Source organism: Streptomyces sp. AC558_RSS880, from assembly GCF_019049255.1.
Taxonomy (GTDB): Bacteria; Actinomycetota; Actinomycetes; order Streptomycetales; family Streptomycetaceae; genus Streptomyces.
In genome coordinates this window covers 21,308-47,290 of record NZ_JAGMUJ010000159.1, presented here as the reverse complement: position 1 = coordinate 47,290, position 25,983 = coordinate 21,308, and the positions used below count along the sequence as shown (strand labels likewise).

At 69.8% G+C, this 25,983-nt stretch carries 18 protein-coding genes; 8 read left to right on the top strand and 10 right to left on the bottom strand.

Annotated elements, in window-relative coordinates:
* Positions 1 to 52: 52 nt before the first annotated feature.
* The gene (locus tag KUM38_RS35305) at positions 53 to 2,581 is read left to right on the top strand and encodes an ATP-dependent Clp protease ATP-binding subunit (protein ID WP_217135735.1); all 2,529 of its coding nucleotides are present in this window, start codon (positions 53 to 55) and stop codon (positions 2,579 to 2,581) included.
* Between the two features lie 25 nt (positions 2,582 to 2,606).
* On the opposite strand, the gene ggt is transcribed toward KUM38_RS35305, so the two are convergent.
* Positions 2,607 to 4,415, bottom strand: a complete 1,809-nt coding sequence (gene ggt, locus KUM38_RS35300) for a gamma-glutamyltransferase (protein ID WP_217135733.1) — start codon at positions 4,413 to 4,415, stop codon at positions 2,607 to 2,609.
* A 152-nt stretch (positions 4,416 to 4,567) separates the two neighbouring features.
* Between ggt and KUM38_RS35295 the strand changes: the two genes are divergently transcribed.
* Entirely contained in the window at positions 4,568 to 5,323 is a 756-nt protein-coding gene (locus KUM38_RS35295; protein WP_217135731.1) for a hypothetical protein, read from the top strand.
* A 267-nt stretch (positions 5,324 to 5,590) separates the two neighbouring features.
* Here KUM38_RS35295 and KUM38_RS35290 read toward each other — a convergent pair whose 3' ends face one another.
* The 6 genes from KUM38_RS35290 to KUM38_RS35265 all read right to left on the bottom strand — a co-directional run bounded on the left by KUM38_RS35290 (position 5,591) and on the right by KUM38_RS35265 (position 10,836).
* Positions 5,591 to 6,334: an amino acid ABC transporter ATP-binding protein gene (locus tag KUM38_RS35290; protein ID WP_217135728.1), complete on the bottom strand. Its 744-nt coding sequence runs from the start codon at positions 6,332 to 6,334 to the stop codon at positions 5,591 to 5,593.
* A gap of 135 nt (positions 6,335 to 6,469) precedes the next feature.
* Positions 6,470 to 6,877, bottom strand: a complete 408-nt coding sequence (locus KUM38_RS35285; protein WP_217135726.1) for a DUF6278 family protein — start codon at positions 6,875 to 6,877, stop codon at positions 6,470 to 6,472.
* A gap of 75 nt (positions 6,878 to 6,952) precedes the next feature.
* On the bottom strand, positions 6,953 to 7,732 hold the full coding sequence (locus KUM38_RS35280) for an exodeoxyribonuclease III (RefSeq protein ID WP_217135724.1): 780 nt from the start codon (positions 7,730 to 7,732) through the stop codon (positions 6,953 to 6,955).
* 52 nt (positions 7,733 to 7,784) lie between these two features.
* Entirely contained in the window at positions 7,785 to 8,420 is a 636-nt protein-coding gene (locus KUM38_RS35275; protein WP_217135722.1) for an MBL fold metallo-hydrolase, read from the bottom strand.
* Between the two features lie 53 nt (positions 8,421 to 8,473).
* Positions 8,474 to 9,772, bottom strand: a complete 1,299-nt coding sequence (gene pcaC, locus KUM38_RS35270) for a 4-carboxymuconolactone decarboxylase (RefSeq protein ID WP_217135720.1) — start codon at positions 9,770 to 9,772, stop codon at positions 8,474 to 8,476.
* A gap of 32 nt (positions 9,773 to 9,804) precedes the next feature.
* A complete protein-coding gene (locus KUM38_RS35265; protein WP_308409135.1) occupies positions 9,805 to 10,836 on the bottom strand; it encodes an IS110 family transposase in 1,032 nt (343 codons plus the stop codon).
* Between the two features lie 786 nt (positions 10,837 to 11,622).
* Here KUM38_RS35265 and KUM38_RS43865 point away from each other — a divergent pair.
* The 3 genes from KUM38_RS43865 (at position 11,623) to KUM38_RS35250 (ending at position 18,001) form a co-directional block, all read left to right on the top strand.
* Positions 11,623 to 12,003 (top strand): rhodanese-like domain-containing protein, encoded by a 381-nt coding sequence (locus tag KUM38_RS43865; protein ID WP_374227124.1) that lies wholly within the window; start codon positions 11,623 to 11,625, stop codon positions 12,001 to 12,003.
* A 531-nt stretch (positions 12,004 to 12,534) separates the two neighbouring features.
* Positions 12,535 to 17,718 (top strand): DUF6531 domain-containing protein, encoded by a 5,184-nt coding sequence (locus tag KUM38_RS35255; RefSeq protein WP_217135990.1) that lies wholly within the window; start codon positions 12,535 to 12,537, stop codon positions 17,716 to 17,718.
* A gap of 1 nt (position 17,719) precedes the next feature.
* A complete protein-coding gene (locus KUM38_RS35250; protein WP_217135714.1) occupies positions 17,720 to 18,001 on the top strand; it encodes a hypothetical protein in 282 nt (93 codons plus the stop codon).
* A 55-nt stretch (positions 18,002 to 18,056) separates the two neighbouring features.
* Here the strand turns inward: KUM38_RS35250 and KUM38_RS43860 are convergent, their stop codons facing one another.
* Together KUM38_RS43860 and KUM38_RS35240 are read right to left on the bottom strand one after the other, a co-directional pair.
* The gene (locus tag KUM38_RS43860; RefSeq protein WP_374227121.1) at positions 18,057 to 18,464 is read right to left on the bottom strand and encodes a transposase; all 408 of its coding nucleotides are present in this window, start codon (positions 18,462 to 18,464) and stop codon (positions 18,057 to 18,059) included.
* A gap of 960 nt (positions 18,465 to 19,424) precedes the next feature.
* Entirely contained in the window at positions 19,425 to 21,071 is a 1,647-nt protein-coding gene (locus tag KUM38_RS35240; RefSeq protein WP_217135712.1) for a ricin-type beta-trefoil lectin domain protein, read from the bottom strand.
* A gap of 338 nt (positions 21,072 to 21,409) precedes the next feature.
* Between KUM38_RS35240 and KUM38_RS35235 the strand changes: the two genes are divergently transcribed.
* Positions 21,410 to 23,020, top strand: coding sequence for a glycoside hydrolase 43 family protein (locus KUM38_RS35235; RefSeq protein WP_217135710.1), 1,611 nt, complete (start codon positions 21,410 to 21,412; stop codon positions 23,018 to 23,020).
* A 312-nt stretch (positions 23,021 to 23,332) separates the two neighbouring features.
* Here KUM38_RS35235 and KUM38_RS35230 read toward each other — a convergent pair whose 3' ends face one another.
* A complete protein-coding gene (locus KUM38_RS35230) occupies positions 23,333 to 24,346 on the bottom strand; it encodes a LacI family DNA-binding transcriptional regulator (protein ID WP_217135709.1) in 1,014 nt (337 codons plus the stop codon).
* A 208-nt stretch (positions 24,347 to 24,554) separates the two neighbouring features.
* Between KUM38_RS35230 and KUM38_RS35225 the strand changes: the two genes are divergently transcribed.
* Complete coding sequence (locus KUM38_RS35225; RefSeq protein WP_217135708.1) at positions 24,555 to 25,520, top strand: glycoside hydrolase family 6 protein; 966 nt, start codon at positions 24,555 to 24,557, stop codon at positions 25,518 to 25,520.
* 154 nt (positions 25,521 to 25,674) lie between these two features.
* Positions 25,675 to 25,983, top strand: a 309-nt coding sequence (locus tag KUM38_RS35220) for a hypothetical protein (protein WP_217135707.1), incomplete at its 3' end; no start/stop codon positions are given.

Genomic DNA, 25,983 nt, shown 5'->3' with positions numbered 1-25,983 from the left:
CGACCGGGTTACCCGGCCCCGGCACGTCGACCCAGCGAAGGAACGGATGACGATGACGAGTGGTTTCGTCGGCCCGGAGGGCGACCCCTTCGCAGAATTCCTCGCCCGCTTCTTCGGGGGCGCGCGCCCCCGCCAGATCGACATCGGCCGGCTCCTCAGCCAGCCCGCCCGGGAGCTGGTGCGCGGCGCCGCCCAGTACGCCGCCGAGCACGGCAGCCGTGACCTGGACACCCAGCATCTGCTGCGCGCCGCCCTCTCCGCCGAGCCGACCCGGAGCCTGCTCAGCCGGTCCGGCGCGGACCCCGACTCCCTGGCGTCCCAGATCGACGACCGGTCGGGACCCGTCCAGCACGGCCCGGGCGAGGCCCCGCCCCCGACCTCGCTGTCCCTCACCCCCGCCGTCAAGCGGGCCCTGCTGGACGCGCACGAGATGGCCAGGGCGTCCGGCGCCGGCTACATCGGCCCGGAGCACGTGCTCACCGCCCTCGCCGCCAACCCCGACTCGGCCGCCGGCCACATCCTCAACGCGGCCCGGTTCTCCCCCTCCGGCCCCCCGGAGGCACCGGAGGCCCCGCAGGTCCGCGCCGAACGGCCCCGCCCCGCGACGGGCACGCCGACCCTCGACAAGTACGGCCGTGACCTCACCGAACTGGCCCGCGAAGGCCGCATCGACCCGGTGATCGGACGCGACGACGAGATCGAGCAGACCGTCGAGGTGCTCTCCCGGCGCGGCAAGAACAACCCGGTGCTGATCGGTGACGCGGGCGTCGGCAAGACCGCCGTCGTGGAGGGGCTGGCCCAGCGGATCGCCGAGGGGGACGTGCCCGACGTACTCATCGGACGGCGCGTGGTCGCCCTGGACCTGACGGCGGTCGTCGCCGGGACCCGCTACCGGGGTGATTTCGAGGAGCGGATGAACAACATCGTCGAGGAGATCCGGTCCCACTCCGACCGGCTGATCATCTTCATCGACGAGCTGCACACCGTCGTCGGCGCCGGGGGCGGAGGCGAGGGCGGCTCGATGGATGCCGGAAACATCCTCAAGCCGGCCCTCGCCCGCGGCGAACTGCACATCGTGGGCGCGACCACCCTGGAGGAGTACCGCCGGATCGAGAAGGACGCGGCGCTGGCCCGCCGCTTCCAGCCGATCATGGTGCCCGAGCCGACGCCCCCCGACGCGGTCGAGATCCTGCGCGGTCTGCGGGACCGGTACGAGGCCCACCACCAGGTCCGCTACACCGACGAGGCGCTGCTGGCGGCCGTGGAGCTGTCCGACCGCTACCTGAGCGACCGCCGGCTCCCCGACAAGGCCATCGACCTGATCGACCAGGCCGGCGCGCGGGTGCGGCTGCGGGCCCGGACCAAGGGCACGGACGTACGGGCCATGGAGCGCGAGGTCGAGCAGCTGACCTGCGACAAGGACCAGGCGGTCGCCGACGAGCAGTACGAGCGGGCCACGCAGCTGCGGGACCGCGTCATGGAGCTGAGGCAGCGGATCGCGGACGCCGGCGGCGACGGCGAGGTCGACGAGGGGCAGAGCCTGTGGGTGGACGCCGAGGCGATCGCCGAGGTGGTGGCCCGGCAGACGGGCATCCCGGTCAGCCGCCTCACCGAGGAGGAGAAGGACCGGCTGCTGGGTCTGGAGCAGCATCTGCACCAGCGGGTCGTCGGCCAGGAGGAGGCGGTGCGCGTCGTGTCGGACGCGGTGCTGCGCTCCCGCGCGGGGCTCGCCAGCCCCGACCGGCCGATCGGCAGCTTCCTGTTCCTCGGGCCGACGGGCGTCGGCAAGACGGAGCTGGCGCGGGCGCTCGCCGAGGCGCTGTTCGGCAGCGAGGACCGGATGGTGCGCCTCGACATGAGCGAGTACCAGGAGCGGCACACGGTCAGCCGGCTGGTGGGCGCCCCGCCCGGTTACGTGGGGCACGAGGAGGCCGGTCAGCTCACCGAGGTGGTGCGCCGGCACCCGTACTCGCTGCTGCTGCTCGACGAGGTGGAGAAGGCGCATCCGGACGTCTTCAACATCCTGCTCCAGGTCCTCGACGACGGCCGGCTGACCGACTCGCAGGGCCGGACGGTGGACTTCGCCAACACCGTGATCGTGATGACCAGCAATCTCGGTTCCGAGGCGATCACCCGGCGCGGCGCGACCCTGGGGTTCGCGTCCGGCGGCGCGGACGCGGACGAGGAGGCGCGGCGCGAGCAGATCCTGCGGCCGCTGCGGGAGCACTTCCGGCCCGAGTTCCTCAACCGGATCGACGAGATCGTCGTGTTCCGCCAGCTCACCGCCGAGGAGCTGCGGCGGATCACCGACCTGCTGCTGGAGAACACCCGGCGTCGGCTGAAGGGCCAGGACATCGCGATCGACTTCACCGACGCCGCCGTCGACTGGCTGTGCGAGCGCGGGTACCAGCCCGAGTACGGCGCCCGGCCGCTGCGCCGCACCATCCAGCGGGAGGTCGACAACCAGCTGTCCCGGCTGCTGCTGGACGGCCGCGTCCGGGAGGGCGGCCGGGTGACGGTGGACACGGCGGACGGGCGCCTGACGTTCCGGACGCGGGAGACGCCGGCTCCCGAGCTGTGAGAGCACCGGCGTCCCCCGCGTGTTCCTAGCGCGTGGGACGGACCACCATCGCCGAGCCGCCGCCCCTGCGGACCTTCTCCGCCGCCGCGAGCCACCTGCCGTCCGGCAGCCGCTGGACGCCCGTGGTCGCGCCGATCTCCGGGTTCTCCCGGAAGGAGTGCCCGATGGCCTCCAGGCGCTGCCTGATCTCACTGTCGTACAGGCCGGGTTCGAGGTCCGTCCGTGCCGTGTTGCGCTGGCTGGCGCGCGGCGCGGCGATGGCGTCGACCAGGGGCAGTCCGCGGTCGAGGAAGCCGGTGAGGGTCTGCAGCACGGTGGTGATGATGGTGGAGCCGCCGGGCGATCCGAGCGCCACCACCGGCCGGTCGTGCCGGTCGAGCACGATCGTCGGCGAGATGGACGACCGGGGTCGCTTGCCGGGGCCCGGCAGGTTCGGGTCGTGGACGGCCGGGTCCGCCGGGGCGAAGGAGAAGTCGGTCAGCTCGTTGTTGAGCAGGAATCCGCGGCCGGGCACGGTGATGCCGCTGCCGCCGGTCTGCTCGATGGTGAGGGTGTAGGCGACGACGTTGCCCCACCGGTCGGCGGTGGTGAGGTGCGTGGTGTTCTCGCCCTCGTACGTCGTCGGGGCGGCCTGGCCGCCCGTCGCGCAGGGTTCGGGGTCGCGGGGGTCACCCGGGGCGAGAGGGCTGGTGAGGACGGCGTCGTCCTCGATGAGGCACTCGCGCGAGTCGGCGAACCGCTGGGAGAGCAGTTCCTTGGTCGGTACGTCCTCGAAGGCGGGGTCGCCGACCCAGCGCCCCCGGTCCGCGAACGCGATGCGGCTGGCCTCGATGAAGCGGTGCAGGTAGCGGACGTCGCTCGCCTCGGAGAGGTCGGTTCGCTCCAGGATGTTGAGTGCCTCGCCGACCGTGGTGCCGCCGGAGGAGGAGGGCGCGATGGAGTAGACGTCCAGGCCGCGGTACGAGGTCTTGGTGGGCGGTTGGAACTTGGCGCGGTAGGCGGCGAGATCGCGTTCGGACAGCTCGCCGGGCCGGGCGTTCCAGCCGGAATCCGGGTCCACGGGCGGCTTGTTGACGGTCTGCACGATGTCCCGGCCGATGTCGCCCCGGTACAGGGCGTCGACGCCCTCGCGGCGCAACTCCTTGTAGGTACGGGCCAGATCGGGGTTCTTGAAGGTGGAGCCGACGGCCGGGAGTTCGCCGCCTGGCAGGAACAGCTCGGCCGTGTCGGGGAAGTGGCGGAAGCGGGTCTCGTTGGCGGCGGTCTGCGCGCGGAAGGTGTCGTCGACCGTGAAGCCGTCGCGGGCGAGGCGTTCAGCGGGTTTCAGGACCGTGCCCAGGCCGCGCTCGCCCCATCTGTCGAGCGCCCGCTGCCAGGTGGCGGGCGTGCCGGGGGTGCCGACCGCGAGTCCGCTGCTGACGGCTTCGGCGAACGGGATCGGCTCGCCGTTCTCCAGGAACAGTCCGGCGTCGGCGGTGAGCGGGGCCGTCTCGCGGCCGTCGAGGGTGTGCACGGTGCGGGAGCGGGCGTCGTAGTAGACGAAGTAGCCGCCTCCGCCGACGCCGGCCGAGTACGGCTCGGTGACGCCGAGCGCGGCGGCCGTGGCGACGGCCGCGTCGACGGCGTTGCCGCCCTTCCTCAGGATCTCGATCCCGGCGGCGGAGGCGTCGGCGTCGACGCTGGAGACCGCGCCGCCGTGGCCGACGGCCACCGGGACCTTGGGCGTGTGCGGGGAGGGCGCCTCGTGCCGGTCGGGCGGCGGGGCCGCCCCCACCGACAGGACGGCGGCACCGACCGCCAGGGCTGCGAGATTCCGTGCGACAGGACGACGCATCCGTACCTCCGGTAAACGGCTGTCCGCGCAGCCTAGTTCGTCACCGGGCTCCCGTCAGGGATGCCGAAGGGGTGTGCCGTCCCGTCGTCCGGCGGACCATGCGGCCTGTGTCTCGAACACGGGTTTGCGTGGGACCGCTAGCATGCGCGCCCATGAGTGACGACGTGCGCAACATCGTTCTGGGCGTGGTGGCCGCCGGCATCAGCGCCGCGCTGGGCTGGATCGCCCGTACCTATCTGTGGAGGCGGAAGCTCCGGCGCAAGCAGACGTTCTTCGGCCTGCCGGAGAACTCCGAGTCCCTGCTCGTCGTCAACCGCGATCCGGCGACGGCGGAACCGGCGGTGCACCGCTTCGACGTGTTCGCGCTCCTTGAGCTCTCCGCGCTGATCAAGGACTGCGGGGCGCACGTCCAGATGATCACCCAGGACGCGGCCCACCAGGGCTTCGGCGAGCGGACCGAGTTCTGCGTGGGCGGGCCGGGGTCGAACCGGCGGATGGTGGCCCACATGGCGGCCATGCTGCCGGGGGTGCGGGTCAACATAGATCCGGAGCCGGGCCCGGACCGGGGCGCCTTCCAGATCGGTTCCGAGCGCTACCGCATGGACCCGGGCGTCACCGAGTACGTCCTGCTGGCGCGGCTGACCGCCGGTGAACGGCGCGAGACGCGGCCGGTGTTCCTGTTCTGCGGTCAGCGGGCGATCACCAACCAGGCCGCGACCCGCTATCTCGCCCGCAACCACGAGCGGCTGGCCCGCAAGCACGGCTCGAACTCGTTCGTCCTGCTGCTGAAGGTGATCAACTCACAGGCGTACGGCCCCGATGTGGTCGAACTGGTCGCGGACGTGACCAGGACCGCGCAGAGCGCGCTGCCGGCTGCCGCGCCACGCACCGGTCACCGGGCGGACTGACCTCGTCCGGCACCACCCGTCCGGCGCGCAGCTGACCTTCTCCTCGCCGGCGGGCGACCCGTCGGGGTCGCGTCCACCGCGCGAGCAGTGATCTCCGGCTGCCGCCGGACGGGACTGGCCGATGTGCTCCGCCGCCCCGTGGACGTGGGGCGGTGGGCCCCTCCCGGTGACGGTGTCCCCGCTCCTGACGCGGAGTCCCCTCCTCCACCGGGATGAAGGGACCATCCTAGTCGAGGTCCGGGCGAACGGATCCATGGGCCTCATCCGTCAGTGCTTGAGGATCTTGGAGAGGAAGTCCTTGGCCCGGTCGCTCCTCGGATCGCCGAAGAACTCGCCGGGCGGGCGGTCCTCCACGATCCGGCCGTCGGCCATGAAGACCACGCGGTGGGCGGCCGAGCGGGCGAATCCCATCTCGTGCGTGACCACGATCATGGTCATGCCCTCACCGGCCAGTTGCCGCATGACCTCCAGGACCTCGTTGATCATCTCCGGGTCCAGGGCGGAGGTCGGCTCGTCGAACAGCATCGCCTTGGGCTCCATGGCCAGCGCCCGCGCGATCGCCACTCTCTGCTGCTGGCCGCCCGAGAGCTGCGCCGGGTACTTGTCCGCCTGGTCGGCGACGCCGACGCGGTCGAGGAGGTCGCGGGAGCGCCGGTCGGCGTCCTCCTTCTTCCGTCCGCGGACCTTCACCTGGCCCAGCGAGACGTTCTGCAGCACGGTCTTGTGCGCGAAGAGGTTGAACGACTGGAAGACCATGCCGACATCGGCGCGCAGCCTCGCCAGTGCCTTGCCCTCGTGCGGGAGCGGCTGTCCGTCGAGCAGGATCGTGCCGGACTGGACGGTCTCCAGCCGGTTGATCGCCCGGCACAGCGTCGACTTCCCCGACCCCGACGGGCCGATGACGACGACCACCTCTCCCCTGCCCACGGTGAGTCCGATGTCCTGCAGGACATGGAGGTCCCCGAAGTACTTGTTGACGTCACGCAGCTCGATCAGCGGATCGACGGTCATACCCGCCCCTACTCGTCTCAGCCGTGCGGTGGCCGCCGCACCGTATCCGGACAAGATCACCGGGATGGCGCGACACGCACTCCTCGGTCATTAACCGTATTTACACCGGTGTACGCCGAGCAGCGGACCGGGGCCTCACGCCTCCGCGACCTCCGCGTACAACTGGGACAGCTCGGGCACGCCGTCGGCCGCCCACTCGTGTCCGGCGTCCACGACGTCGAACTCCCGGCCGGAGGTGAGCCGTACGACCGGCTGGCCGTCGGCGCGGATCTCCCAGCCGGCCCCCGGCACGGTGCGCACGATGACGGTGCCGAGATACAGTCCAGCGTCGTTGCCCAGCCAGGTCGAGGTCTCCTCGTCGTCCCGCCAGCGCGGCACCAGTTGGTCCAGCGCCTCCAGCGAGGCCGGGGAGTCGTCGAGCCGGACCCCCGCCCGGTCGGCCTGGGAGCGTAAGAGCTCGCATTCGGCGAGGAGTTCCGCGATGCCCTCGGGATCGGGAACCCCCGTCTTCCGGCGCCGATTGCCCAGGAAAGGGATGTTCATACCGCCAGCCTGTCATCCGTACCGTGTCGCACACCACAGGCGCGCGGGGTCGGACGACGGCCGGCCGGCGTCTCGCTACACGTCGAGGTCCACCACGACCGGTGCGTGGTCCGAGGCGCCCTTGCCCTTGCGCTCCTCGCGGTCGACGTAGGAGTCCGTGACCGCCTTCGCGAAGGGCTCGTTGCCGTACACCAGGTCGATGCGCATGCCCCGGTTCTTGGGGAAGGCGAGCTGGCGGTAGTCCCAGTACGTGAACGGGTGCTCGTACTTGAGGGGGCGCGGGACGACGTCGGAGAGGCCGGCCTCGCGCAGGGAGGCGAGGGCGGCGCGCTCGGCGGGGGTGACGTGGGTGGAGCCCTCGAAGTCGGCCCGGTCGTAGACGTCGTCGTCGGTCGGTGCCACGTTGTAGTCGCCCATGACGGCGAACGGGCGGCCGCCCGCCGCGTCGCCGGCCACGGCGGCCTTGAGCGCCTCGAACCACTGGAGCTTGTACGCGTAGTGGGGGTGGTCCACCTCGCGCCCGTTGGGCACGTACACCGACCAGACGCGGACCGGGCCGCAGGTCGCGGAGACGGCGCGGGGTTCGACGGAGCCGTCGTAGCCGGGGTCGCCCGGCAGGCCCTTGACGACGTCCTTCAGGCCGACGCGGGAGAGCACCGCCACGCCGTTCCACCGGCCGGTGGCGTTCACCGCCGACTCGTAGCCCAGCTCGCGCAGCTCCTCCACCGGGAACTTCTCCTCGGCGACCTTGGCCTCCTGGAGGCACAGCACGTCCGTGCCGCTGCTCTCCAGCCAGGCCAGGAGCCTCGGCAGGCGGGCGGTGATCGAGTTCACGTTCCAGGTCGCGATGCGCATGTTCCCCAACCTACCCGGCACCTGTGACAACGCTCGCCCGCCGCCCGCCGCCTCACAGCTCGGCGGAGCCCCCCGGCGCCAGCCGCAGGTGTTCCGCGCCGCCGAGGGCGCCGATCTGGCGGTCGTAGATCGGCCGGGCGAGGTCGGCGAGGAGGGCGTCGTGGATGTCGTAGGCGCGCCGCGGCTTCACCTCCCGGACGTAGTCGATGACCTCGGAGATCTTGTTCCAGGGCGCCATGACCGGCAGCATCAGCGTCTCGACCGGCCGGTCGGGGACGGTGAGCGCGTCACCCGGGTGGAAGAGCTTCCCGTCGTCGACGAGGTAGCCGACGTTGGTGACGCGCGGGATGTCCGGGTGGATCACCGCGTGGAGCTCACCGTGGACCTGGACGTCGAAGCCGGCGGCGGTGAAGGTGTCGCCGTGGCCGACGGTGTGCACGCGGCCCGGGAAGGCCGCCGAGAGCTGTTCCGCGACCGACCGCAGGGTCCAGATCTCGACGGCCGGGTCGGTCTCCAGCGCGGTCCGCAACCGGCCCTCGTCGAAGTGGTCGGGGTGCTCGTGCGTGACCAGGACGGCGTCCGCGCCGAGGACCGCGTCCTGCTCGCTGAACCCTCCGGGGTCGAGGACGAGGACGCGGCCGTCCTTCTCCAGGCGGACGCAGGAGTGCGACTTCTTCGTGAGCTTCATGGTTCCATCCTGCCCCCGTGCCGCTCACGGCCGCGCGGAGCACCCCCCGGGGCTCACTCCTGGGGCGTGGTCTCCTCGCGGACCACCTGCTGGGCCACCCGGAAGGCGCTGTTCGCCGCCGGGACGCCGCAGTAGACGGCCGTCTGGAGCAGCACCTCCTTGATCTCGTCCGGGGTGAGCCCGTTGCGCAGGGCGGCCCGGACGTGGAGGGCGAGCTCCTCCAGGTGACCGCCGGCGACGAGGGCGGTGAGGGTGACGCAGCTGCGGGTGCGCCGGTCGAGTCCGGGCCGGTCCCAGACCTCGCCCCAGGCGTAGCGGGTGACGAGCTCCTGGAAGTCGCCCGAGAAGTCGTCGGTCCCGGCCAGCACCCCGTCGACGTGCGCGTCGCCCAGCACTTCCCGGCGGACCTTGAGCCCGGCGTCGTAGGCGTCCGGTCCGCCCTGTGGCCGCTGCGGAGCGGCAGGCGGGGCGATCTCGGCGACGGGGACCTGCTGCGGCGGGGCGACGGCCGGCACCGGCTTCACCGCCGCCGCCGGCAGGGCGACGTGGCCGGTGGCGGTGTCGAAGCCGGGCTGCCAGGCGGTGGAGAAGTGCCGCACCAGCAGATCGGTGACGGCGGCCGGCTGCTCCACCGGCACCAGGTGGGAGGCGCCGGGTACGACGGCGAGCCGGGCGTCCGGGATCCCGGCGACCAGCGTACGGGCCTCGGCGGGGCCGGTGACCTGGTCCTCGGAGCCGACCAGCACCAGGGTCGGCACGCCGACGCTGCCGAGTCCGGCCCGCACGTCGAACGAGGCGAGCGCCTCGCAGGCGGCGATGTAGCAGCCGGGGTCGGTGGTGCGCACCATCTGCACGGCCCACTCGGTGATCGCGGGCTGGGCGGCGGCGAAGCCGCCGGTGAACCAGCGCTCCGGCGCGGAGCGGGCGATGGGGTCGAGCCCGTTGGTCCGTACGATCACCCCGCGCCGGCGGAACTCGTCCGCCGTGCCGAAGCGGGGCGAGGCGGCGATCAGCGCGAGGGACGCCAGGCGCTCGGGGTGGCGCAGGGCCAGCTCGATCCCCACGGCGCCGCCGAGCGCGCAGCCCGCGTAGCCGAAGCGCTGCACGCCGAGGCTCTCGAGGGTGGCGAGCAGCCGCGTGGTGAGATCGGCGACCGAGCCCGCGGGGTGGGCGGGGGCGCCTCCGTGTCCCGGCAGATCGAACCGGAACACACGCCACTGCTTCGTCAGCTCGGGGACCTGCCGGTCCCACATGTGCCATGTGGTACCCAGTGAGGGACCCAGGATCAGGACCGGAGCGTCTTCTGGCCCGTCAAAGCGGTATTGCAGGGTGTTGGGTGGTGTCTCGCTCACGCCCCAGACCCTCTCACGTCTCACGGACGCCCCTATAACGCAGGGGTGTGGGAAACCGGTCTGACCAGGTTGAAGACCTCGCGGGCGGCATACCGCTTGAGGCATCGGATGATCTCGCGTCGGGTCTTGCCCTCCTGGGTGCGGCGTTCGTAGTACGCCCGGGTGCGCGGGTCGTGGCGCAGGCGGGTGAACACGATGCGGTGCAGGGCGGCGTTCGCCTGCCGGTCGCCGCCGTAGTTGAGCCGGCGCGTTCTTCGCCGGCCGGAGGAGTACTCGATGGGGCTGACTCCGCAAAGGGCAGCAAAGGACGCCTCGGTGTTGAGCCGCTCAGGGTTGTCCCCCATGGTGATCAGCAGGGTGACGGCGCTGTCCGGACCGATGCCCACCGGTACGAGCAGTTGCGGCGCGTGGCGTTCGACGAGCCGGGTCAGTCGCTGGTTCAGCTCATTGATCTGTCCGGTGAGCTGCTCGATGCGTTCGGCGAGCATGCGTAGTGTCATGTGGGTGGCTTGGGCCACCGCGCCCTCGTCTCCCCCACCACCGTCGTGCGGGCCGAGGCGCGCACAGGTGCGGAACAGCTCGGCGTTGCCGAGGCTCGACATGCGTTCCCGCAGGGCGGGGTCGGCGATGACCAGGACGGCCTTGAGCTGGTTGATCGCCTGGGTGCGGGCCTTGACCGCGGAGTCCTTGGCGAGTTTGTAGATCCGGGCGCTGTGCACCGGACCGTCGCCGGATTTCGCCCGGGCTCGGGCGCGACCGCTGAGCACGGCTCGCGCTGCGGCCTGGGCATCGAGCGGGTCCGACTTGCCGAGCAGCCGGCGGGCCGAGCGGTCGGGCCGGTTCACTTCGAACACCTGAATCTGCTGAGCGAGCAGATAACGGGACAGGCCCGCGCCGAAGGTGCCGGTGCCCTCCACGCCGGCCCTGCGCACCGTCCCCCGCTTGCGGGCCCAGACAAGCAGTTGTCGGTAACCGGCCGCCGTCGCGGGAAAGGACTCGGTTTTCAGGACCTTCCCGAGCGGGGAGATCACGGCGGCGACATGCACCTCGCCGTGCGTGTCCACGCCCAAGACGACCTCGCGCCGAACGAGAGGATCCGTGCTCGAGGAGGTGCTGCGCTGTCGGGTCTTCATGATGGTCGGCCTCTCACGTCATGACGTGCTGGCTGGGTGGATGGCACCGGCCTGCTCGGGCGGTCTGAACCGTGATGGCGCCGGAAACTCGGCAAGGCCCCTATTGGGACACGCCTTGTGGCTCGGTGACAGCAGAAAACATCCCGCAACGACAGTCGACAAGCCTGTGACTGGACACTTCGGTCGTAGATCTCATGAGTCAGACCCCCGTCCGGGACGGCATCGCGCAACCGTCCCATCGATCCCGGCACACCGGCACGTCCCGACCACAGCCGGACGGCTTCGCCCGAACCAATGCCCAACCTGGCCCGGACGGGCTGACAAGAAATTCGCTCTTCGTTCACTCGTGACCGGCATTGGCAGACAGCCGTGTGGCCCTCCTTACCGGCTGTCCTTGGTCGACCATGGCACGAACGACCTCGGGTCCCCTATCGGTAAGCGGCTGTCCATAAGTCCTGTAACTGCTACGTGAGATCCTCGCCGGCTTTGCCTGGGCTCCGTCCACGGCGATGAGTGATAGGGCCCGCACTCGGGAATCGTCACTCCCGACGCGAGGGTGCGTGTCCGCTACCGGTTGGCAGGCGGTGGCGCGGTCACTCGGGTCGAGCTGCTCCAGCGGGTGGCCCATGAGTATCTCGCCGCGGCCAAGCGTACCCGGGCCGTCCACCTGGGCCGACGGACACCGTGTCGCTCGCCCGTCAGCAATTGCTCCATCGGATGAACAGCACGAACGTCTGCTTGATCGACGTCCGCCCCGCGGAGGATCGTGCCGTCGGCCATATCCCCGGAGCTTGCTCGCTGTCATTGGACGAACTTAACTGGCATTCGGACGAGTTGCCCGAAAGACGTACGCCGTCGCCTGCGGCCGCAGCCTCAACTGCCTGTTCACTCACGAGGCCGTCCGTCTGCTCACCATCCACCGTCTGCATCACAGAGTTCAGAGCGGATGACTGGCGGACCGCCGCTGGGCCGACCGGCACCAGGGCGAACTCCGCCTCGCGGAGGCACGCACCCGGGCCTCCGCTGTACTCGTCCTGCGGTTGGGACCCTCCTCCTGAGGCGGGTGATCGCAGTAGCACGTCGGTGCGACGGCTCTGAACGGCCAGCGGGTCGGCCATCAATCCCTCAGGCGTGACAGACACGTATCGCCTGCCCGAGGCCGGAGAAAGGTTGCACTCAAGCAGCCCGTTCTTCCGTTTCCGGTCAGCTGCCTTTCCTTGGCTCACCGTCAAGGGTCCGTTTACCCGCGCCACCTCGCGCTCTGGATCAGCTTCGCGCCAAATCGCGCGGCCAACCGGAGCCCTTCGTCCGCTCAGCCTGCAATCTCATGTCCAGGGTGAGTGGGGACTCCGCCGCGTTTCGGCCCCGCTTTCCACGGCACGTTAGTTCGAGATTTTTCTGATCATGCATCACCGCGACCTCTCTTCACTCCTGACCCACAGGTGATGCACTGTGCGCACACAAGCGCGAAGACTTGTCACGGTCGTTCTGGCCCTGGCTCTGCTGGCACTAGCGGGGGTCGCCCCCTCCTGGGCGTCGCCCGTGGACCGTCCCCACTCCGCGGTCACCGCGGCCATCACACACGCGCAGGCCCGGACAGCCGCCGACCTGCCCAAGCCCCCCAAGGCCATGACGCTGGCCGAGCGCCGCAAGCAGGTCGACGAGGACCGGCACGAACGGTCGCCGATGCGCGACTACATGAACGCGCCGGGGCGGATGTCCAAGGGGAAGCCCCACAGCCGACCGGACACAGACCGCGTCGAACGCGGGCCCGCCGCCGAGTCGAAGGTGGCTTTGCAGCCTCTCGCGGCGGCGGCCGAGAACCCGACGTGGGTGTCGTCCTGGGCCACCGCGTATCCGGGGATGCTGTCGATCGGCGGGCAGGTGAAGTTGCCCAAGCGGGGGGACTCGTACACCGGAATGTGGCTGTACGTCCTGGACGAGGGCGGCTCCCCGGTCGTCCAGCAGGAGATCAAGAAGTCCACGGACGATCCCAGCGGCGACACCCCGGACACCGGGGCCTGGTGCTACGACTGGTGGGCGAGCAACTCCTATCCCACGGACCAGTGTTTCTGGTGGGCCGGCAGCGCGCTGGGCGGAATTCTCGAGGACGGCAAGGAGTACTACGCCTGGGTCTTCCTCAACAGCGCCGACGGGACGTCGAGCCCCGGCGGGACCACCTCGCCGCTGGTGGAGGCGTTCTACACTCCGGTGATCCCCGGTGCGCAGGCGGGAATCTGTACCTGCTACGCACAGGCGCACCGCGCCGACCCGGTCAACACGGCCACCGGCATGTTCTTCGAACAGCTCACCGACGCCTCGCTGGTGAGCCCCGGGGTGCCGCTGACCCTGGAGCGCACCTACCGCTCCGACTCGAGTGCCGTCGGTCTGTTGGGGCGCGGCTGGGCGACGCCGTTCGACGCCAAGCTGACCGCGGCGACGGGGAAGGTGACGTACCGGACGGACGACGGGGCGTCGTTCGTCTTCACACAGAACAGTGACGGCACGTACGCCGCTCCGGCCGGGTCGGCGGCCAAGCTGGTCAAGGACACAAGCACTTATACGATCACCACGCCGGACCACACCAAGCGGACGTTCAACAGCAGCGGCCAGCTCACATCCGTGGTCGACAGAGCCGGCAAGGGACTGACCCTGACGTACGCGTCCGGCACGCTCGCCTCCGTCAAGGACGCCGCCGGCCGCACCACCACGTTCACGCCCGGTGCCGACGGACTGCTGTCCAAGGTGGGCCTGCCGGACGGTACGTCGGTCTCGTACGGCTACACCGGCGGTCTGCTGACCTCGGTGACCGACCCGGCCGACAGGACGTCGTCGTACGCCTACGACGCGAACAAGCGGCTGTCCTCCTACACCGACCCGGCGGACGGCAAGGTCACCAACGTCTACGACACCGCGGGCCGCATCAAAACCCAGACCGACCAGAACGACAAGACCACCACGTTCACCTGGGACGGCAAGAGCGAGTCGCACACCACGGCGCCGGACGGCGGCGTATGGACCGATGTGTACGCCGGCAACGTCCTGATGGAGACCATCGACCCGTACGGCAAGAGCATCGCCTACGACTACGACCGCCACCTGCGGCCCGTCGCCATCACCGACCAGCGCGGCAACACCACGGAGATGACGTACGACAGCGCTGGGCGGATGCTCACCCGCAGCGCCCCGTCCGCGCTCGGTTACGTGGAGAGCTGGACCTACGACGGTGCGGGCAACATCACCAGTCACACCGACGGCCGCAAGAACAAGACGACGTACACCTACAACACGTCGAACCAGCTGACGTCCACCACAGACCCATTGGACGGCAAAACCGCCTACACGTACACCGCGCTCGGCTCGCTGGAGACCGTGAGGACCCCGCGCGGCAAGGTCACCACCTACGGCTACGACGCGGCCGGCAACCGGACGTCGGTCACCACGCCGCTGGGTGAGAAGACGACGTTCACCTACGACAAGGCCGGCCGGATCCTGACGAAGACGGACCCGCGCGGCAACGTCACCGGCGCCGACCCGGCCGACCACACCACGAGCTACGCCTATGACGGCCGCGGGCTCCTCAGCTCGGCCACCGACCCTCTGGGCCGCACCACGACCTACGAGTACAACGGCGCCGAGCAGATGACGTCCGCGCGGAACCCGGCGGGCAACACCACCACGTTCGCCTACGACGACGCAGGGCACCTGACCCGGACCACCGACCCGTCCGGCAACTCCGTCACCCGCACCTACGACGCGAGCGGACGCCTGGCCTCCGAGACCGACGCGACCGGCGGCAAGATCACCTACACCTACGACAAGGTGGGCCGCCTGCTGAGCAGCGTCTCGCCGCGCGGCAACGTCTCCGGCGCCGACCCGGCCGCCTACACCACGAGTTACGCCTACGACGCGGCAGGCAACACCACGAAGGTCACCGGCCCGACCGGCGCGTCGACCAACACGACCTACGACGCGATCAACCGGCCCCTCGTGGTCACCGACCCCCTGGGCCACACCACCGGCTACACCTACGACGCGAACGACAACGTCACCAAGGTCACCGACGCCGCAGGCGAGACGGTCACCTCCGTCTACGACAAGAACAACCGGCTGACCAGTAGCACCAACCAGCTGGGGAAGATCACCTCCTACGCCTACGACGCCGACGGCAACCTGCTCAGCCGCACCTCCCCGCTCGGCCACAAGGAGAGCTGGACCTACGACGCCGACGGCCGCCAAGCCACCGCCGTCGACCCGCGCGGCAACGCCGCCGGCGCCGACCCCGCCCCGTACACGACCACCTACGGCTACGACCCGGCCGGAAACCCGACCACGGTCACCGACCCGCTGGGCGGCGTGACCACCACCGCCTACGACGCGGTGAACAACGTGGTCAAACAGACGGACGCCGACAAGCGCGCCACCGTCTACGGCTACGACAACCTCGACCGGCTGACCGAGGTCACCGCTGCGGACGGTGCGGTCACCACGTACGGCTATGACAAGGCCGGCAACGTCAGCGAGCGCACCGACGCCAACGGCCACATCACCACGTACGGCTACGACGCGGCCCGCCGCCCCACCTCGGTCACCGACCCGCTGCAGCGGGAGACCACCTACGCCTACGACGCCGCCGGCAACCTCACCAAAAAGACCACGCCCCGCGGATCCACCGGCTACACCTACGACCCGCGCGGCCTGCTCACCAAGGTCGACCACTCCGACTCCACTCCCGACGCGACGTTCGGCTACAACGACGCCGGGCAGCTGACCGCCCGCGCCAATTCGAAGATCTCCGAGGACTTCGTCTACGACGCGGTCGGAAACCTCACCAAGACGCGCGGCTTCGCCTACACCTACGACGCCGCCGGGCAGATGCTCACCCGCAAGTACTCCGACGGCAACACGATCACCTACACCTACGACAACGACGGCCGCACCGCCACGATGCTGGCCGACGGCAAGACCACCACCTACACCTGGGACCCGGCCGGCAACCTCACCAGGTCCGCGCTGCCCAACACCGAGACAGAGGACCGCGCCTACGACCGGGCCGGCCGCCTCACCGCCGTCACCTCCACCAAGGCCGGCACCACGGTCACCAAGACCGCGCACACCCTCTCCCCCGCGGGCCTGCCCACCCACGTCGACATCACCCGCGCCAACGTCGGCACGACCGGCTACGACCTCACCTACGACACCGCAGGCCGTCTCACCTCCGGCTGCTTCCCGCAGCCCTGGGTCGCCGGCTGCGCCGCGAGCCGCGCCACGTCCTACACCTACGACAAGGTCGGCAACCGCCTGACCTCCAGCCTCGGCACCACCTCCACCAGCTACGCCTACGACGCGGCCGACCAGCTCACCTCCACCACCACCGGCACCACGACCACCGCCTACGACTACGACGCCGAAGGCAACCAGACCAAGAAGGGCGCCGACACCTACACCTACGACCTGGCCGGACAGATCTCCGCCGCCACCGTCGGCGGCACCGCCTACACCTACGACCACGACGCCAGCGGCAACCAGGTCGCCACCCTCAAGGACGGCGCGGTCACCCACCGCACCCAGTGGGACCCCAACGCACCGCTACCGATCCTGGCCACCGAGTACGACAGCGCCTGGACCATCAAGCAGTCCTTCCGCTACGACCCCCTCGGCCAGCCCACCTCCGTCAAGACCGGCACCGGTGCGCTCTTCTACTACCACCACGACACCCAGGGCTCACCGGTCGACGTCACCAACAGCAGCGGCACCCTCTACCAGCGCTGGGCCTACGACCCGTTCGGCACCCGGGTCCTGGGCACCACCACCGGCGGCGCCCCCGCCAGCCCTCCCTCCTACACCGGCGCCCGCTACGAAACCACCACAGGCAACCTCGACCTCCACGCCCGCCAGTACAACACCACCACCGGCCGCTTCACCCGACCCGACCCCGCCACCCGCACCCAGACCACGCCGTACATATCGCCCTACGCCTACGCCGACAACGTCCCCACCCTCCTGACCGACCCCAGCGGACTGACCCCCGACGACCCGAACAACGACAGCGTCGACAGCCTCGGCGAAGCAGCGGGCATCTTCGGTGACGCCTTCGTCGACGTCTTCAAGTCGCCCTTCGTCCTCGCCGGGGACCTGCACGACGCATTCACCGGCGAAAACGGCGGCGCCGGCGCCTTCGTCGACAAGTACCTCCCCGTCCGCCCCGCCTACCGCCTCTACCGCGCCGAATACATGCTCCGCCAGCAGGGCTGCGACGCCCTCGCCGATCTGTACGCCGAAACCGCCGAAGAACTGACCCAGCAGATCGCCCTCGTCGGAATCGGCGGACTGACGGGATGGCGCAGAGCCGCGGTCGAGCCGGGCGGGGGACGTTACTACGGGGAACCGAGTTCGACGCGGTTCGGACTCCCCTACTACACACCGGAAACCCCGTCGTCCATGAGCCGCATCAACCCGGAGGGCGGCCGAAGGAACTGCGGACTGTGTGCGACCGCCGGCGACGACCTCATGGCCGGCCGGAATCCGAACGGGGTGTCCGGAGCAGACCGCCCGCTGACGCGGGCCGAGGTGTCAGCGATGACGGGGCTACCGTTCCGGAAGGTCGGCGGCCTCAACGTCATCGTGAGCGACATGCTGCGCTGGGGACCCGGTGCTCGGGCGATCATAGGAGCATGGCCGAGGAAGGGCGTGGGCCACTACTTCAATGTCGCGAACATCGATGGAAAGGTGGTCTTCCTCGACTTCCAGTCGGGCAAGGCCAATCCAGCGCACAAGAGATACCGCGACTACTACGTGATGAGGACCAACTGACATGCTCGACCCGGAAGAAGCCGAGCGCAGGGCCGCGGAGTTCCTCACGGAGGAAAGCAGAACATGGGGGCTGTCCTCCAACGTGAGGATCATTCCCGAGTACTGCTTCACGGACAAGGGACGGTTCATCGCTCCCTACGACCATGTCGAGTACCTCGATCACGGACGTCAGGACATGCAACTCGGCGGGAACCTGCCCGTGGCCGTCGACCTGAATACCGGAGCGTGCTCCTTCGTCACCTGGGAGGAAGCGGATGACCTGATGGAGCGTGACCTGCTCTGAGTTCGAGCAAGCGGGTCAGCCCGGTGAAGTAGCGGATTTGCCGTGCCTTCTGGTCTCAACAGCCGAGTGAGCACCGCTGTAGGACTACTGGAAAGGCACGGCAGTCCGCATGCACGCAGTCCGGCCCGGGTGATCGCGACGCTGCCGCGTGCGAGCCCCGGCCGTCGACCATAAGGGAAGCCCTCTTCGATGTCTTGCCCTCCTGGGTGCGGCCTTCGCAGTACGTATGGGTGCGCGGGTCGTGGCGCAGGCGGGTAATGACGATGCGGTGCAGGGCGGCGTTGGCCCGCCGGTCGCCGCCGTGGTTGAGCCGGCACGTACTACTTCGGCCGGAGGAGTATTCGATGGGGCCAACTCCGCAAAGGGCGGCAAAGGACGCCTCGGTGTTCAGCCGCTCGGGTCGTCGTCCGTCATGGCTGCGATCGCAAATTTCAGCGTCCCCGAAAACAGCGCTGGAAGACAAACTGCATGACGAGCCGAACGCGTCACGCGTGCACGCACAGTCAACTTCACGGTGATGCCCCCACCGGAGCGCTCCGGTGGGGCTTCATCTCATGGCTCCAGGCAGAGGCCCGCCAAGGATGCTCCCCGGCAGGGCCTCGATCTATCACCAGCCCTGTCACGCGTCTGTCGCCAACTACGCCGACGCCACCGGACCGCAAAGCCCTGACCTGCTACAACGCACACACCATGGACTGGCGTGGACACCCATGGACGGTCTCTACAACCTGTGCCATGTGGTGCCGAGGGACGGTCCCAAGATCAGCACGGGGAGGTGTTCCGGCCCGTCAAAGCGGTATTGCAGCGTTTCGATCCTGGCTTCGGTCACGGGTTCACACCTTCATCTGTCACGATCTGTCACACGCCCCCTGCGAGACCTCCCCATGCCTCCGCCGCTGGAAGCAGGTCCGCCACGTCCGGCTTCACGTACCACTTCTTCGTCGTCTTCACGTTGGTGTGCCCGGCCCACATGGCGAGCAGGTGATCCGGCACCCCGTTGTCGGCCAGGTACGTGAGGCAAGACGCCCGAGCATCGTACAGACGGACCCTGCGAAGGCCGTTGCGTCCATTGTTTGGCAGGCCCGCGTCCGGAGCTGCCGACCGTTCAGCGCGCCACCCGCTCGACACCGCGGAAGATCACCACGGATCACATGTGCTCCAGCTCGCGGAACACGAGCTGGAGCACATGTGCCGCGACCCTTGGGAGTTGGCTGTAACCGTACTGATGGATCAGATGCTCGACGACGCACTGCCTCACCGCGTCGGGAACCACGGTGACGGGCACGACGTCCTGAGCCGGGACCGTGCCCGCCCGGAGATCTCCCGGGCGGGCACGGCGCTCAGCCGCGGGCGGTGCCGTGCGGGGTGCAGATGCTCGGCGGGAGGGTGTTGTCGCTCCGGCCATGACCCGGTGCCGTGTCGCTCACGCGCGGGTCCACTTCTGATTGGCCTGGCCGTTGCAGGTCCACAGCACCAGCGGGGTCCCGTTGGCGGTGCCCGCCCCGTTGGCGTCGAGGCACAGTCCGGAGTGGACGTTGCGGATCGAGCCGTCGGAGCCGACGGTCCACTTCTGGTTGTTCTGGCCGTTGCAGGGCCAGGTGATGACACGGGTGCCGTTGGTGGTGCCCTGGTTGTAGGCGTCCAGGCACTTGTCGCCGTAGACGCGGATCTCGCCGCCCGCCCATGTGGTCCACAGCTGGTTGGCGGCCGTGTGGCAGTCCCACAGCAGAGTCGCGGCGCCGGCGGCCGTGGAGGCGTTGTCCACGTCCACGCAGCGGCCGGAGGCGTTGCCCCGCAGGCGTGAGGTGGTGGCGGCCAGCGGGCTGCCGCCGCTCACCCGGTACGCGGCGACGCCGTGCGCGGGGACGCTCGCCGAGATCTGCCCGGACGTACTCGACGTGCCGCCGGTCCACAGGTCGGTGAGGGTGAACGGTCCTCCGCCCAGGCCGATCTGGGCGGCCGTCGTGGTGACCGTCGCTGCGCTCTCGCCCCGGTTGAACAGCCCCACCGCGACCGAACCGTCCGCCAAGGGCTTGGCGAACACCTCGATGTTGCCGTCGTCGCGCACCCTGCGTCCGCCCGCGCCCTGGGAGTCCTGGTTCACCGCCAGCAGGCGCGGGTTGCGCAGGATCGCGCTGACGTCGGCGGACATCGTGCGGATGTCGTTGCCGGCCATCAGCGGGGCACTCATCAGCGCCCACAGGGCGAAGTGGGAGCGGGACTCGGTCAGCGACAGGCCGGGGCGGCCGACGACCAGCATGTCGGGGTCGTTCCAGTGCCCCGGGCCGGACTGTGCGGCCAGCGGCGCATTGACGTCCAGGACGTTGCCGACGCCCATCGGGTAGCTGTTGGTGTTGCCGTTCTGCCAGATGTCGAGCAGGTCCTCGGTCGTCCGCCACAGGTCGGCGACCTCGCCCCAGTTGTACGTGGACCCCGTGATGGCGTGGAAGCTGTTGGGGTTGATGCTGTAGACGATCGGCCGACCGGTGGCGCGCAGGGCATCACGCATCAGCTTGAACCGCGCGACCTGCTCGTCACGCGTGCCGCTCGAGGAACACCAGTCGTACTTGAGGTAGTCGACCCCCCACGTGGCGAACGTGGCGGCGTCCTGGACCTCGTGGCCCCTGCTGCCCGTGGAGCCCGGGTAAGTGCCCACGGTCTGCGCGCAGGTGCGCTCGCCCGGCACCTGGTAGATGCCGAACTTCAGGCCCTTGCTGTGGATGTAGTCCCCGAGAGCCTTCATCCCGCTCGGGAACTTCGTCGGGTTGGCCCGCAGGTTGCCCTGTGCGTCACGCTGCGGGTCGAACCAGCAGTCGTCGACCACCACGTACCGGTAGCCGGCGTCCCGCATGCCCGAGGACACCATCGCGTCGGCGGCCTGGCGGACCTGGGCCTCGGTGATCCCGCACCCGAAGCTGTTCCAGCTGTTCCACCCCAGTGGTGGGGTGAGCGCCGGACTGCCCGGCGCGGCCGTGGCGGTGGACTGTGCTGAGGCCGTCACGGACGCGGTCACCGTCAGCGCGGCGGCCGTGAGGAGGCGGAACAGTCGCCCGCCTGATCGTCTGGGCACCGGGACTCCTTCGGCAGGGAAGAGAGGAGAAGGTTCGAAATTTCGATCGGCGTTCGGAAACTTGAGATGCCCCACGGATACTAGAGAGGCGACCGGACATGTCAACTCCTCCCGGGGGACCGGGATTTGTCGCATGATCAGCAAGAGAGCAGGAGTGCGGCGCACCGACTCCGCACCAGCCGCATCGAACATTTCGAAGCGGCGCACGACTCATGCGAGAAGGGTTGACGGGGTACACCAACCTCCTATCATCCAGAACGCTCGACAAGTCGCACCATGTTCGATATTTCGAATGCGGCAGAGCCACTCCGACCGATGAACTCGAGGTGAACACCTCCATGGATCTGTCATGGTCGCATCAACCCCTCACTCGTCGCCGCACGCTCGCGGCCGCCACCGGCCTGGCCGCCGGCGCCCTCCTCCCCCCTGGGCCCGCCCTCGCGACCGCGGCGCAGTACACGAACCCGGTGATCTGGCAGGACTTCGCGGACATCGACATCATTCGCGTCGGCGACACCTACTACGCCTCGGCCTCGACGATGCACTACTCGCCGGGCGCGCCCGTTCTGCGGTCGTACGACCTGGTGAACTGGGAGATCGCCGGCCATTCGGTACCCGTCCTCGACTTCGGCGCCAAGTACGACCTGAACGGCGCCCGCGGCTATGTCAGAGGAATCTGGGCATCGTCACTGGCCTACCGGCCCAGCAACAGGACCTTCTACTGGCTCGGCCAGATCGACTTCGCCCGGACGTACCTCTACACCGCCACCGCGGTGGAGGGGCCGTGGAACAGGCTGACGACGATCAGCACCCCCTACTACGACGCCGGCCTGCTCGTCGACACCGACGACACCCTCTACGTGGCGTACGGCAACACCACCATCAGCGTGGCCCAGCTCTCGCCCGACGGCCGCAACCAGGTCCGTACGCAGGAGGTGTTCAGGACACCGTCCAGCGTCGGCACCTTGGAGGGCGCCCGGTTCTACAAGATCAACGGGCAGTACTACATCTTCCTGACCCGCCCCGCGAACGGCCAGTACATCCTCAAGTCCTCGAGCGGCCCCTTCGGCCCGTACACGATGCGGCAGGTCCTCCTCGACCTGCGCGGACCGATCCCGGGCGGCGGCGTCCCCCACCAGGGCGGGCTGGTGCGGACGCAGAGCGGCGCCTGGTACTACATGGCCTTCGTCGACGCCTATCCCGGCGGCCGCGTGCCCGCCCTGGCACCGGTCACCTGGACCGCGGACGGCTGGCCCGTCGTACAGCTCGTCAACGGCGCGTGGGGCACCACGTATCCCAGTCCGGCCGTACCCACTCCGCCCCGCCAGGTCACCCCGATGACCGGCGTCGACACCTTCGACGGTACGACCCTGAAACCGAGATGGGAGTGGAACCACAACCCCGACAACACCAAGTGGTCGGTCGGCGACGGCCTGACGCTGCGGACCGCGACCGTCACCCACGACCTCTACTGGGCCCGCAACACCCTCACGCACCGCATCCAGGGCCCCACCTCCACCGCCACGGTCCAGCTCGACCACTCCGCGATGCGGGACGGCGACCGGGCCGGGCTCGCGCTGCTGCGTGACTCCTCCGCCTGGATCGGCCTCAAGCGCGACGGCGGTGCGACACGGGTGGTGATGGTCACCGGGCTGACCATGGACAGCAACTGGAACACCACCGGCACCGGCACCGAGATCGCGAGCGCGCCCGTCTCCGGCGGCCGCGTCTGGTTGCGTGCGAACGCGGACATCCGCCCTGGCGCACCGCGCCCCGGGACCTTCTCCTACAGCACCGACGGCATCACGTTCACCCGTCTCGGACCCGCCTTCTCCATGGGCAACGACTGGCGGTTTTTCATGGGCTACCGGTTCGCCCTCTTCAACCACGCCACTCAGGCCCTCGGCGGCGCGGTCCGCGTCACGCGGTTCGAGGTGTCCACACCCTGAACCGATCCATCGACCGCACCGCCCGGCCCCCGCCCCGACCAGGAGAACCATGAGCCCGCTGAAACAGCTCGGTCTTCGCCGGGCATCCGTCCTGAGCGTGCCGGCCGCGACCGTCCTGATGAACCCGGCACCGCGACCGGCATCAGCAAAAAAAGGGGCAGGCTGCAACCAGCGCCCAAGCCATCGGACCGGACGGCAGTCGCTGCTTCCGCTGCTGGACCTCGACCACCCTGGCCGGCTCCCTGGACGCCCCGCGCCGCGTCCGGGAGCGACCCGTTCGGACCGGGGCCCGTCCCCCCGGACAGTGGGGAGTCAGGCGCTGGCCCGGACGACCAGGCGGGTGGGGAGGACCAGCGGGGTGGGGTCCTGCCCGTTGACGAGCGCGACGAGCATGCGCGCCATCTCCCGTCCGAGAGCCTCTATGGGCTGATGGACGGTGGTGAGCGGCAGATCGGCGATCTGGGCGATCGTCAGGTCGTCGAAGCCGACCACGGCGACGTCGGCGGGGACCCGTCGGCCGGCCTCCCGCACGGTGCGCAGCGCTCCCGCCGCCATGTTGTCGTTGGCGGCGAACACTCCGTCCACGTCGGGGTGTTCCGCCAGCAGCGCGGCCATGGCGGCGGCTCCGCTGCGCTCCGTGAAGTCCCCCTCCAGCGGCGGGAACGGATCGAGACCGGCGCCCAGCATGGCGTCCCGGTAGCCGCGGTACCGGGCGCGCCCGGCCTCGGTGTCCAGACGCCCGCAGATCACGGCCACGCGCCTCCGGCCGAGTGAGACCAGATGCTCGGTCGCCTCGCGCGCTCCGCCGACGTTGTCCACGTCCACGTACCACCGGGGAGCCGGACCGACCGGGCGCCCGCCGAACACGACGGGCATCTGCGCCTCGTCGGCCATCCGGGTCAGCGGATCGTCCTCGCGCAGCGCCATCAGCATCACACCGTCCGCGCCCCTGGACCGCAGGAGCTCCTCGACCCGCTTGCGGCCCCGGTCGGAAGCGGCCAGGCACAGCATCAGATGCAGGTCCGCCTCGTCCAGGGCGGCCGACGCCCCCACGATCACCCGGGCGAAGAACGGATCGGCGAAGATCGACGGATCCTCTCCCGAGACGACCAGGGCGGCCGCTCCCGTCTGACGGGTGGCCAGCGCGCGGGCGGTCGGATTGGGTACGTAACCGAGTTGCCGCACGGCCCGTTCGACAGCCTCGCGCTTGGCGCGGCTGACGTGCGGGGCGTTGTTGAGGGCGCGGGAGGCCACGGAGCGGGAAACACCGGCGCGTTCGGCCACCTCGTCGAGCGTCGGATGCCGACGCGGCGCTGCTTCTGCCATGACTCGTGAGTCTTTCACAGGCGGGGAGCGCTCAAGGACGCATGAAATGGGATCGCTTCCAGTGCAGTGGCCTACAGGACATACGTCCCCCTGTGAAAGTCGAACGCTGCGCCGACCATTGACAGCTCAACCGCCCACCCACACGATTGGGACCGCTTCCAGTGGGAGCGCTCCCAAAGCGCACATCCTCTGAAACCGAGGTACTCTCTTGAGCCGCAGACTCCGCACCCTGATGGCAGCGCTCTGTGCTCTGCCGCTGGCGTTCGCCGCCGCACCCTCCGCCCACGCGGCCGACCCCACCACCATGACCAACGGGTTCTACGTGGACCCCGACTCGAGCGCGAGGCGGTGGGCGGCCGCCAACCCCGGCGACGGCCGGGCCGCCGCGATCAACGCCTCCATCGCCAACACACCGATGGCCCGCTGGTTCGGCTCCTGGAGCGGCACCATCGGCACCGCGACAGGTGCCTACGCCGGAGCGGCGGACTACCGGGACAAGCTGCCCATCCTCGTCGCCTACAACATCTACCACCGTGACTACTGCGGCGGGCACTCCGCCGGCGGAGCCGCCTCGCCGTCCGCCTACGCCGACTGGATCGCTCAGTTCGCCGGAGGCATCGCGGCCCGCCCGGCCGTCGTCATCCTCGAACCGGACTCCCTCGGAGACTACGGCTGCATGACCCAGGCCCAGATCGACGAACGCGAGGCCATGCTCACCGGTGCCCTCGCCGAGTTCAACCGCCAAGCCCCCAACACCTGGGTCTACATGGACGCCGGCAACCCGCGCTGGGCCGACGCGGCGACCATGGCCCGGCGCCTCCACGAAGCCGGCCTCCGACAGGCCCACGGCTTCTCGCTCAACGTCTCCAACTACATCACCACCGCCGAGAACACCGCCTACGGCAACGCCGTCAACAACGAACTGGCCGCCCGCTACGGCTACACCAAGCCGTTCGTCGTGGACACCAGCCGCAACGGCAACGGCTCCAACGGCCAGTGGTGCAACCCCTCCGGCCGCCGCATCGGCACGCCCACCCGGACGGGCGGAGGCGCCGAGATGCTCCTGTGGATCAAGACTCCGGGCGAGTCCGACGGCAACTGCGGTGTCGGAACCGGCTCCACGGCCGGCCAGTTCCTCCCCGAGGTCGCCTACAAGATGATCTACGGCTACTGATCCAGGGCTCCCGCCGCCCGCACAGGCGACCGGCAGTCCGCCGGGGCGGCGGGCACTCCCCCGACCATCTCACCGGAGAGGGGGTGAGGATGCCGAGTTTGACCAGGCGTTTCAGCTTGGCGCGGGTGCCTTCGACGTTCTTCGGCAGCAGTGCGTGGCCGAGGGCTTCGCAGACGTCCTTGGCCCGCAGCGGTCCGGTCGCCCCGTTGAAGACGGCGAGGATGCGCGGGTGGTCCGGATGCTCGGGCGGCTCCGGTGGGGATGCGGGGAGCCGGTCGGCGAGGCCGGTGACGGTCTTGCGGGTGATCGCGAGGTGCTCCAGGTGCATCTCGGCCTCCCGCAGCCGGGTCTGCAGGTCGTCGTTCTGTGCGCGGAGGTCGTCGGCCAGGGCCCGGGCGGCGTCTTCCTGGAGGCCCAGGGCGTCGAGCAGGGGGTGGATGTTCACGCTGCCGCCGCCTGCGTG

What these genes read in the sequence shown, in the direction of transcription:
- KUM38_RS35305 (WP_217135735.1), top strand. Translation starts at nt 53, where the DNA reads ATGACGAGTGGTTTCGTCGGCCCGGAGGGCGACCCCTTCGCAGAATTC.
- ggt (WP_217135733.1), bottom strand. Translation starts at nt 4,415, where the DNA reads ATGCGTCGTCCTGTCGCACGGAATCTCGCAGCCCTGGCGGTCGGTGCC.
- KUM38_RS35295 (WP_217135731.1), top strand. Translation starts at nt 4,568, where the DNA reads ATGAGTGACGACGTGCGCAACATCGTTCTGGGCGTGGTGGCCGCCGGC.
- KUM38_RS35290 (WP_217135728.1), bottom strand. Translation starts at nt 6,334, where the DNA reads ATGACCGTCGATCCGCTGATCGAGCTGCGTGACGTCAACAAGTACTTC.
- KUM38_RS35285 (WP_217135726.1), bottom strand. Translation starts at nt 6,877, where the DNA reads ATGAACATCCCTTTCCTGGGCAATCGGCGCCGGAAGACGGGGGTTCCC.
- KUM38_RS35280 (WP_217135724.1), bottom strand. Translation starts at nt 7,732, where the DNA reads ATGCGCATCGCGACCTGGAACGTGAACTCGATCACCGCCCGCCTGCCG.
- KUM38_RS35275 (WP_217135722.1), bottom strand. Translation starts at nt 8,420, where the DNA reads ATGAAGCTCACGAAGAAGTCGCACTCCTGCGTCCGCCTGGAGAAGGAC.
- KUM38_RS43865 (WP_374227124.1), top strand. Translation starts at nt 11,623, where the DNA reads ATGAACAGCACGAACGTCTGCTTGATCGACGTCCGCCCCGCGGAGGAT.
- KUM38_RS35255 (WP_217135990.1), top strand. Translation starts at nt 12,535, where the DNA reads ATGACGCTGGCCGAGCGCCGCAAGCAGGTCGACGAGGACCGGCACGAA.
- KUM38_RS35250 (WP_217135714.1), top strand. Translation starts at nt 17,720, where the DNA reads ATGCTCGACCCGGAAGAAGCCGAGCGCAGGGCCGCGGAGTTCCTCACG.
- KUM38_RS35235 (WP_217135710.1), top strand. Translation starts at nt 21,410, where the DNA reads ATGGATCTGTCATGGTCGCATCAACCCCTCACTCGTCGCCGCACGCTC.
- KUM38_RS35230 (WP_217135709.1), bottom strand. Translation starts at nt 24,346, where the DNA reads ATGGCAGAAGCAGCGCCGCGTCGGCATCCGACGCTCGACGAGGTGGCC.